Source organism: Paraburkholderia madseniana, assembly GCF_009690905.1.
GTDB classification, from domain to species: Bacteria; Pseudomonadota; Gammaproteobacteria; order Burkholderiales; family Burkholderiaceae; genus Paraburkholderia; species Paraburkholderia madseniana.
On sequence record NZ_VOSW01000186.1, the window covers coordinates 1 to 9,043 of the forward strand.

Sequence of the window (9,043 nt, forward strand, 5' to 3'; positions counted from 1 at the left end):
CCCGCTTAGCAGTAGCGGTTTGAGCTGCTTTCTCTTGCCTACTTCTCTTTGCAGCCGGCAAAGAGAAGTAGGTGCCGCCCCGCACAGGGGCAACGCTAATAGACCACTAGCAAATCAAGGAAAGGCCAAAGCCATAAGAACACGGACAAAAGCGCTGCCCCGCACAGGGGCAACGCTAATAGACCACTAACAATGCAAGGAAAGGCCAACACCCCAAGAACACAGACAAAAAGCGCCGCGAAGGCAACAAAAAACCATTACCCTTCCCGCAAATACCCCACAAGCACCTTATGCGCAACCATATCCACAGCAGGCTTAATCAACCCATTCTTGTCAGTCCAAACCTTCGGCGTCAACGCGCCACTCAACGCGACACTATCTGCGTCAGACAGAGCAAGCAACGCCGTCTGCACATCATCATCAAACGCAATCACGTTGACGAAAATCGTATCGCCGTCATTGGTGGTCGCCCGGACCTTGCAGGTCACAAAGCGCTTACCATTCTGCCCCGTGCGGATCTGCGCCTCGCCGTATAAGCGCCCGCCCACCAGTCCATCGATCATCGTCCTGCTCCTGTTTTTCCGTACCGTGCAAAAAGCAATATCGCCCAGCACAGCCCGTATGATCCCACGATACGCAGCGCGGCTTACGCAAAAGCACGGACTGCTCGGACCATATGCCAATCGCCGCGCGCACGCGCTGAACTCACACGTTTACGGTGCACCCGTCTGCGCCCCCGCCGCCTCGAAAATATCGCGCAACCATTGCGCAAACACCCGCACCCGCGACGACAACTGGCGATTCTGCGGATACAGCACCGAAACCGGCATCGGCGGCGGCGGAAAGTCCGCGAGAATGATCTTCAGCCGACCCGACGCCAGTTCACTCGCCACACGGTATTGCGGCACTTGCACGATGCCGAGCCCGGCCACCGCCGAGCCTGTGTAGAGATCGGCGCCGGTCACCGATACCGTCGACGGCAGGTACGTGGCGGTATCCCGGCCGTCGATTCTGAATTCGAGCGGCACCGGCTTGCCGGTCGCGCTGGACAGATAATTGACCGCCCGATGCGTAGACAAAGCCGCCGGATCGGCCGGCTCGCCATACGCCTCCAGATAAGTCGGGCTCGCCACTGTCACTTGCGGTAACTGCGCCACGCGCCGCCCCACCATCGACGAATCCTGCAGATTGCCCGCCCGCAACACGCAATCGATCCCCTCCCGCACCAGATCGACCAGCCGGTCGTCCTCGCCGATCGTCAACTCAATGTCGGGAAACCGCGCGAGAAACGCCGGCAGCGCCGGCACGACGAAGTGCCGGGCCAAGGTGCCCTGCAGATTCACGCGCAATAGGCCCTTCGGCGCGATGTTGGAAAACGAGCCCTCCGCCTCCTCCATATCGGCAATCAGCCGCACGCAGCGCCGGTAGTACGCCTCGCCGTCATGCGTGAGGCGGACCGAGCGCGTGGTGCGTTCGAGAAGCCGCGCGCCGAGCCGCTGCTCCATGCGCTTCATCAGGTTGGTGACGGTGGCGCGCGGAATCTGCAGATCGTCCGACGCGCGCGTAAAGCTTTGCCGCTCGGCGATCCGGATGAACACCCGCATTTCCTCGAAACGATCCATGGTTGATGCCTTTGTGCCGGGCCGGCGATCCGGCCGCTCATCGGTCAATTATTGAAGTAAATGGAATGATTATCGCAATTTTAACCCGATTATCTCTGTTACGAAAGCGACCATGATTCGTTTCACCAACTCACCACACAGAAGGAACCGAATCATGAACACGATCAAGAACGCCCAAGTCGCCATCGTTACCGGCGCATCCCGTGGCATCGGCGCAGCGGTTGCACAACGCCTCGCCAAGGACGGCTTTGCGGTTGCCGTCAACTATGCATCGAGCTCGTCGGAAGCCGATGCGCTGGTCGCGGAACTCACGGCGGCAGGCACCAAGGCCATCGCAGTGAAGGCCGATGTGTCGAACGCCGACGACGTGCGTCGCATGTTCGAAACCACCGAACAGCAACTCGGCAAAGTGGACGTGCTGGTCAACAACGCCGGCGTGCTGAAGACAGTGCCGCTCGCCGACACCAGCGACGCGCTGTACGACCAGACCTTCGACATCAACGTGCGCGGCACCTTCAACACGCTGCGCGAAGCGGCAGCACGGATGAACAACGGCGGACGCATCGTCAACTTCTCGAGCACGACACTGGCGCTGAACATGCCGGGCTACGCGATCTACAACGGCACCAAGGCCGCCGTCGAAGCCTTCACGCATGTGTTCGCCAAGGAACTGCGCGGCCGCAACATCACCGTCAACGCGGTGGCGCCAGGCCCGATCGCGACCTCGCTGTTCCTCGACGGCAAGACCGAAGAACAGATCCAGACCTTCGCGAAGATGCCGCCGCTGCAACGCCTCGGCCAGCCGGACGACATCGCCTCGGTCGTGTCCTTCCTCGCCGGTCCGGATGCAGGCTGGGTCAATGGCCAGATCCTGCGCGCCAACGGCGGCGTGGCCTAACCCACTTAATCCAGCTTGAAAACACGTAAAGCGCCTCTCTGACAGCACCTTTACGTCGCATCACTTTCATCGAATCGGAGAAGAAAAATGCAGAAGAACGTCATTCTGGTGACGGGCGCGGGTACGGGCATCGGCAAGCTCACCGCACAATCCTTGGCCGAAGCCGGCCATATCGTCTACGCGACGATGCGCGATGTCGAAGGACGTAACAAGCCGCGCGCCGACGAAATGCGGGCGCTCGCCCAAGCGAAGGACATCCAGTTGCATCCGCTCGAACTCGACGTGTTGTCGCAAGAATCCGCCGATGCCGCCGCCGCGACGATCGTCCGAGAGCAAGGACGGCTCGACGTGGTGATGCAGAACGCGGGACATCTGGTGGTCGGCCCGAGCGAAGCGTTCACACCCGAAGAAATGGTGAAGGTGTTCGACACCAACCTGTTCGGCGCGCAGCGCGTGAACCGTGCGGTGCTGCCGTATCTGCGCCAGCAGGAAGCGGGCTTGATGTTGTGGATCAGCAGCACGACGACCAAGGGCGGTTTTCCTCCCTTCCTCGGCCCTTACGGTGCGGCCAAGGCGGCGATGGATTCTTTGGCCGTCACCCTCGCCTACGAAATCGCGCGCTTCGGTATCGAAACCTCGATCGTGGTGCCGGGCGCGTTCACTCGCGGCACCGCCCACTTCCCTAGCGCCGGCAAACCAGCCGATACCGAACGCCCCGCTGAGTATGCACGTTATGACGGCGTGATGGATCAGATCGGCGAGCGACGCTTGCGATGCGCGACAACAACCTCAGTCGCCGCTATTACAGCGAACTGTTCGCCGCTCCGGCAGAACTCATTAAATAGCCGTCGAGCCGGAGCGCGTGGTTACGCCGTGACAAAGCCACAGAAGCGTGCTTAAACCGCCTTCGGATTACGCTCCGTAAATCCTTCCTGATGCCAGTACGGATACGCGGGACGTACAGCGCTGGCAGCGTCGAGTTTCGCCACCTGTTCGGGCGTCAAATTCCAACCCACTGCGCCCAGGTTCTGCCGCAACTGCTCTTCGTTGCGCGCGCCGATCAGCACCGTCGATACAGTAGGCCGCTGCAGCAGCCAGTTCAGCGCGATTTGCGGCACGGTCTTGCCGGTTTCGGCCGCAACCTCGTCGATTGCATCGAGCACGCGGAACAGGTACTCGTCCGGCACCGGCGGCCCCATGTCAGAGGTTTTGTGCAGACGGCTCGTTTCTGGCAACGGCTGACCGCGCTTGATCTTGCCGGTGAGACGTCCCCAACCGAGCGGACTCCACACCACCGCACCCACGCCTTGATCGACGCCGAGCGGCATCAGCTCCCATTCGTAATCGCGACCGATCAGCGAGTAGTAAGTCTGATTCGCGACATAGCGCGGATAGCCGTAACGATCCGCGGTGTCCTGCGATTTCATCAGATGCCAGCCGGAAAAATTCGACACGCCTGTGTAGCGGATCTTGCCGGCGCGCACGAGATCGTCGAGCGTCGACATGACTTCGGCGATAGGCGTCTTCGCGTCGAAACCGTGCAACTGGAACAGATCGATGTAATCGGTTTGCAGACGTTTGAGCGCTGCGTCCACCGCCTGAATCAGATGAAAGCGCGATGAGCCGACATTGTTCGGACCGTCGTCGAAACGGAAAGTCGCTTTGGTCGAAATGATCGCTTTGTCGCGCTTGCCCTTGAGCGCTTCGCCGAGCACCGACTCGGAAGCGCCGCTCGAATAGATGTCGGCACTGTCGAACATCGTGATGCCCGCATCGAAACAGATGTCGAGCAAGCGACGCGCTTCGGCGACGTCGGTGGCGCCCCACGCCTGGAAAAATTCGCCCTTGCCGCCGAATGTGCCCGTGCCGAAACTCAGTACCGGCACCTTGAAACCAGATGCACCCAGATGTCTGTATTCCATTGATGATTCTCCGTGACCTAGCCGTCGATAAACGGACGTTCAGTCTACGCGCGTCTCGGCAAACGTGCCGCCGAACCCGGCCAACGCGTCACGCGCGCTTCGAATCACGCTGTCCCAATCGCCCAATGCCGGCTGCCGGAACAATCTCGCTTGCGCATACCACGGTGTATCGGTGCGCTCCAGCATCCAGCGCCAGCAGGTGTCGAAGCGGTTCAGAATCCATACCGGTTTGTCCAGCGCACCGGCCAGATGCGCGGTTGAGGTGTCCACCGATATCACCAGGTCGAGGTTCGCCACCAGCGCGGCCGTGTCAGCGAAGTCCTCGAGCTCTTCAGTGTAGTCAATGACGTTAGGGTGTGAATCGTTGCGCGGCAACTGAAGCGCAGACGGTCCCTTTTGCAGACTGAAGAACTGCACGTTCGGCACATCAAGAATCGGTGCGAGCCGCTCGAACGTAATCGAACGGCGCGCGTCGTTCTTGCGGAGTTCGGCGACATGCGGCCGGTTTCCGCCAGCCCACACGAGTCCGACTTTCAGGCGCCCTTCTGCTTGTGCAGCGATACGTTCGTGCCATTCACGCGTTGCTTGCGGGTCGGCGAACAGATAAGGCGTCTTTGACGGAATGCTCGCGAGATCGGTCCTGAACGCGAGCGGCAGACTCAGCAATGGGCAGTGACAATCGAACGGCGGTAGTGCCTCGCCCGCGTCGATCAATTGATCCACTCCGTCGAGCGTGGACATTAGCCGTATCAACTCACCCGGCACTTCCAGCACGACTTTCGCGCCGAGCTTCGACACCATCCCGGCATACCGGCAAAACTGCAGCGTGTCGCCGAGACCCTGCTCGGCGTGAAGCAGAATCGTTTTACCGTCGATCGAAAAATCGCCCATCCAAAGCGGTTGCGCAAAGGTGCGCCTGCCTGCTTTGATCCGGCTACGCTCCCAGCGCCATTCGTATTCCTTCCATCCCGCTTCTAGCTGCCCCAGTTGCAGCAGACACAACGACTGGTTCCAATGCGTCTCGGCAGCGACGGGATTGACGGCCAGTGCGCGTTCGTAGCTCTGCAACGCTTGCGCGTGCTCACCGAGATCGACCTGGGTCAGTCCAAGGTTGTTCCATGCATCGGCAAATGCAGGTGCAAGTTCGAGCGCGCGCTGATAGCTTTGCCGCGCCTCGTCCGCCTGATTCAGATCGCTGAGCGCATTACCGCGATTGCTCCACGCGTCGGGGTAGGTCGGCTGCAATGCGAGCGCGTGATCGCAGCTTGCGAGAGCATCGGCGGGACGGCCCAGATCGCGCAGCACACAGGCGCGATTGTTCCAGGCTTGCGCGAAATCCGGCATCAAGGCAATTGCGCGGTCAAAGCTGCTGAGCGCTTCGAGCGGCAAGTTCAGGCCGGCTTGCGCGTTGCCGCGATTGTTCAGTGCGTCCGGGAATTTCGATTGCAATGCGATCGCGCGATTGGCGCTCACGAGTGCTTCGTCGAAACGTTGCAAGGCATTGAGCGCATAGGCGAGATTCGAATGGACGGGCGCCTGTTTGGCATTGATGGCGAGCGCCTTGCTGAGGAACTCGATGCCCTCCTCGACACGACCCGCCTGCAGCGCGAGCGAGCCCAACAATTGCAGCGCCTCGAAATGGCGTGGCTTCAGTTCGAGAATCTCACGGTAGAGTTCTTCGGCCTCGGCGAATGCGCCGTTCTGCTGAAGCGCGACGGCTTGGCGAAGCATATGGTCCAACTGTTGCGGGAGATTGGCAGGCTTGCTCATGAGGTGAGCTTTGATGGAATGCGTGTGGAATCGGGAAACCGCTTGCAAGCTTCCTGAGTCGCGGCGGAAGCCACGCGGGTCAGGCCTGAAAGAACGAAGCCGATTATCGCCGAAAAGAACGCGTTTGGACTGCTGTGTGCAAGCGGCCTTGGATGCGCGCGAGCGAGAGGGAGGGCTGCTGGTTTTGGAGGCGGTTTTGGAGGCGGTTTTGGAGGTGGTTTTTCAGGCGTCTCTTTTAGACGTGTTTTTAAGCGTTCTTTTGAGGCGTTTTTCTATGCTGCCTGGTGGCGCGCGTCACGCCGAAACGTGACGCGCGCCTTGGTGCCTGGACTGTGCCGGGTGTGTCTAGTGTCCGGCTTACTGCGCAGTCAGATGCTTACGCTTGGCGAGCTCCTGAGCCATCGCGTAGTGCTCCTGGATGGTCGGCAGCGCCTTTTTCGCCGCGTCCTTCAATTGTTCGTCGCGGCCCGAAGCGATTTCCGCCTGGAAGGCCGACAGCGCTTTCTGTTCGCCGGCGAGTGCGACCTGCTCGATGTAGGTCTTGTCGAAGTCGGCGCCGCGCAGGTTATTGATGCTCGCGAGCACCGCCGGGTCCGGATCGTTCTTCGGCACGTCGACGCCACGCGGGCTGGCAGCGCGCAGCGCGTCGGAGATTTTCGCGTTGTCGTTCGACACGCGTTCTGCGAATGCCTTCACGTCCCGGTCGGTGGAGCGCGAAGTGGCGATGCGTGCGGCATCGCGTTGCGTGGAGACAGCCTTGGTGGCGTCGGTGATGAAGGCCTGGTCGGCGGCATGAATGCGAACGGCATCCGGCGCGGCCGCGGTCTGAGCACTGGCCGCGGTAGCGACGGCCATAAGGCTGGCCATGCAGGCACTGGTGATGGCGGCGAGAGGCAAGCGGATCATACGTTCTCCTTGGAGTGGAAGCGAAACGACGGCGATGCGAGTGCGCCTTGGCCATTGCATGCGATTGCATTGATACCTTGCAAGTCGCTTGCGACTGGCTAACGGCGCCGCGCTCTTATCGCTGTGCATTCTAGGAGGCGCATCACCCAGCATGTGAAACCATGCTGTCGCTTCTGTAACGTTAGGTAACCTTCATACGAATTTCCTGCTTTTGCTGTATGGTCGCCGGCCTCTTCCTGCCCTGAATAGCGGCTGGGGGTTAACCAGAAAGCATCGGCAAACCGCCTGAATTCACTGAACTTTCCTGCTGCTGCGCCGATAACAGAAAGGTAGGGCACGCGCCGGGGCCGAACGAACGGTATGCTTGGCGCACCACTCGCACCGCAATCCCTGGAGAGATTCGATGGCAGTAGATCACCGCGCGAACGACGAACGCAGCAATCTGACGAGTTCCAATAAATTCGAGTTGTTGCTGTATCGGCTGGGTTCGGTTCCCGGCAGCGACGCGCATGAGCTCTACGGCATCAACGTCTTCAAGGTGCGTGAAATCTCGACGATGCCGCCGGTGACGCCGATTGCGGGTTCTTCGCCGTTCGTGATGGGCGCGGTGGACATTCGCGGCCAGATTATTCCCGTGATTGACTTGCCGCGCCTGATGGGCTGCGAGCCGACGCGCGGCTTGAACATTTTGCTGGTGACGGAATTCGCGCGTTCGACGCAGGCTTTTGCAGTCGAGGAAGTGGACGACATCGTGCGGCTTGAGTGGAACCAGGTGCTCTCCGCTGAAGGCGCGGCCGGTGGCAATCTGGTGACGAGCATTGCGCGTATCGACGGCAACACGGGCGACTCGCGGCTCGCCCAGGTGATCGACGTAGAGCAGGTGTTGCGCGACGTGTTTCCGTCACAGCATCCGAGCGTCGACCCGACCTCTGTGGGTGAGGCGCTTGGCATCCGCCCCGGCGCGAAGATTCTCGCCGCTGACGATTCCGGTTTTGCGCGCAAGCTGATCGAGCAGGCGTTGAGCGCGATCGGCGCGGACTACGTGATGACCAAGACTGGCGAGGAGGCATGGAATACGTTGCAGCAGGTCGCGCGTGAAGCGCAGGCTAATGGTACGCGGGTGAAGGACAGTATCGCGCTGGTGTTGACCGATCTCGAGATGCCGGAGATGGACGGGTTCATGTTGACCCGTCAGATCAAGGCTGATGAGCGGACTCGGGATATTCCGGTGATTATTCATTCTTCTTTGACCGGTGCGGCGAATGAGGCGCATGTGAAGAATGCTGGGGCGAATGGGTATGTGGCTAAGTTTGCAGCCGCTGAGCTGGCTAATGCTATTCGTAATGCGCTAGGGGCGCCTGCGGCGGAGGGGGTTGTTTGAAGGTTTGCGGGTTTTTTGCCTTCGCGGCGCTTGTTGTCTGTGTTCTTAGGGCTTTGGCCTTTCCTTGAATTGTTAGTGGTCTATTAGCGTTGCCCCTGTGCGGGGCGGCACCTACTTTTCTTTGCATGCCGCAAAGAAAAGTAGGCAAAAGAAAGCGGCTCAAACCACTCCTGCTAAGCGGGTACCGTGGTCTGCTGCGGGTAGTGGTGCATCTGGAATCTGTGTTCTCGCACATTCGGCGTCTGTGACAAGGGCGTCATACTTCCGGCGGCGCTGCGCGCGCCGAAGAGCAGTTCATAAAACCGATCGCTACGTTTTGGCGCTCACGCCTCGCCAGCGGGTCGTGACTCGTTATCGCACAGCCATATCATTTGAGGCGGGGTTCCGCGGAGAGTGCAAAGGCGCCTCGCCGAGGCGAAGCCGACGGCCCCCGCGGCGCGTAACCGAAGCCGGTGGTTTCCCATGCAGACCCGTCCGCGACGCACGTAGTGCGGAGTGGGAGCTGATGAGTCCTTTGTCACTAACGCGGAATGTGCGAGAACGG

Annotated in this window: 8 protein-coding genes; 3 read left to right on the forward strand and 5 right to left on the reverse strand. The window is 60.4% G+C overall.

Annotated features, from left to right (window positions below; genetic code table 11):
* Positions 1-257: 257 nt before the first annotated feature.
* Together FSO04_RS44075 and FSO04_RS44080 are read right to left on the reverse strand one after the other, a co-directional pair.
* Positions 258-563: a single-stranded DNA-binding protein gene (locus tag FSO04_RS44075; protein WP_154567610.1), complete on the reverse strand. Its 306-nt coding sequence runs from the start codon at positions 561-563 to the stop codon at positions 258-260.
* A 150-nt stretch (positions 564-713) separates the two neighbouring features.
* Positions 714-1,622 carry a LysR family transcriptional regulator gene (locus FSO04_RS44080; RefSeq protein ID WP_154567611.1) on the reverse strand — a complete coding sequence of 303 codons (909 nt, stop codon included), beginning with the start codon at positions 1,620-1,622 and terminating at the stop codon, positions 714-716.
* A gap of 154 nt (positions 1,623-1,776) precedes the next feature.
* Here FSO04_RS44080 and FSO04_RS44085 point away from each other — a divergent pair, with 154 nt between their 5' ends.
* Both FSO04_RS44085 and FSO04_RS44090 read left to right on the forward strand, forming a co-directional pair.
* Entirely contained in the window at positions 1,777-2,520 is a 744-nt protein-coding gene (locus tag FSO04_RS44085) for an SDR family oxidoreductase (RefSeq protein WP_154567612.1), read from the forward strand.
* 87 nt (positions 2,521-2,607) lie between these two features.
* A complete protein-coding gene (locus FSO04_RS44090) occupies positions 2,608-3,420 on the forward strand; it encodes an SDR family NAD(P)-dependent oxidoreductase (RefSeq protein WP_154567613.1) in 813 nt (270 codons plus the stop codon).
* Here FSO04_RS44090 and FSO04_RS44095 read toward each other — a convergent pair.
* The 3 genes from FSO04_RS44095 to FSO04_RS44105 all read right to left on the reverse strand — a co-directional run bounded on the left by FSO04_RS44095 (position 3,417) and on the right by FSO04_RS44105 (position 7,118).
* A complete protein-coding gene (locus FSO04_RS44095) occupies positions 3,417-4,442 on the reverse strand; it encodes an aldo/keto reductase (RefSeq protein ID WP_154567614.1) in 1,026 nt (341 codons plus the stop codon). The two genes, FSO04_RS44090 and FSO04_RS44095, sit on opposite strands and share 4 nt — an antisense overlap.
* Before the next feature lie 39 nt (positions 4,443-4,481).
* The gene (locus FSO04_RS44100; protein ID WP_154567615.1) at positions 4,482-6,212 is read right to left on the reverse strand and encodes a tetratricopeptide repeat protein; all 1,731 of its coding nucleotides are present in this window, start codon (positions 6,210-6,212) and stop codon (positions 4,482-4,484) included.
* Positions 6,213-6,569: 357 nt separating this feature from the next.
* A complete protein-coding gene (locus FSO04_RS44105; RefSeq protein ID WP_154567616.1) occupies positions 6,570-7,118 on the reverse strand; it encodes a DUF4142 domain-containing protein in 549 nt (182 codons plus the stop codon).
* Positions 7,119-7,521: 403 nt separating this feature from the next.
* Between FSO04_RS44105 and FSO04_RS44110 the strand changes: the two genes are divergently transcribed.
* Entirely contained in the window at positions 7,522-8,499 is a 978-nt protein-coding gene (locus tag FSO04_RS44110; protein ID WP_154567617.1) for a chemotaxis protein, read from the forward strand.
* The last annotated feature ends 544 nt before the right edge of the window (positions 8,500-9,043 follow it).

Bases quoted from the DNA above. Each gene is read 5' to 3' on its own strand.
- FSO04_RS44090 (WP_154567613.1), top strand. From the start codon at position 2,608: ATGCAGAAGAACGTCATTCTGGTGACGGGCGCGGGTACGGGCATCGGC.
- FSO04_RS44080 (WP_154567611.1), bottom strand. From the start codon at position 1,622: ATGGATCGTTTCGAGGAAATGCGGGTGTTCATCCGGATCGCCGAGCGG.
- FSO04_RS44100 (WP_154567615.1), bottom strand. From the start codon at position 6,212: ATGAGCAAGCCTGCCAATCTCCCGCAACAGTTGGACCATATGCTTCGC.
- FSO04_RS44110 (WP_154567617.1), top strand. From the start codon at position 7,522: ATGGCAGTAGATCACCGCGCGAACGACGAACGCAGCAATCTGACGAGT.
- FSO04_RS44085 (WP_154567612.1), top strand. From the start codon at position 1,777: ATGAACACGATCAAGAACGCCCAAGTCGCCATCGTTACCGGCGCATCC.
- FSO04_RS44075 (WP_154567610.1), bottom strand. From the start codon at position 563: ATGATCGATGGACTGGTGGGCGGGCGCTTATACGGCGAGGCGCAGATC.
- FSO04_RS44095 (WP_154567614.1), bottom strand. From the start codon at position 4,442: ATGGAATACAGACATCTGGGTGCATCTGGTTTCAAGGTGCCGGTACTG.
- FSO04_RS44105 (WP_154567616.1), bottom strand. From the start codon at position 7,118: ATGATCCGCTTGCCTCTCGCCGCCATCACCAGTGCCTGCATGGCCAGC.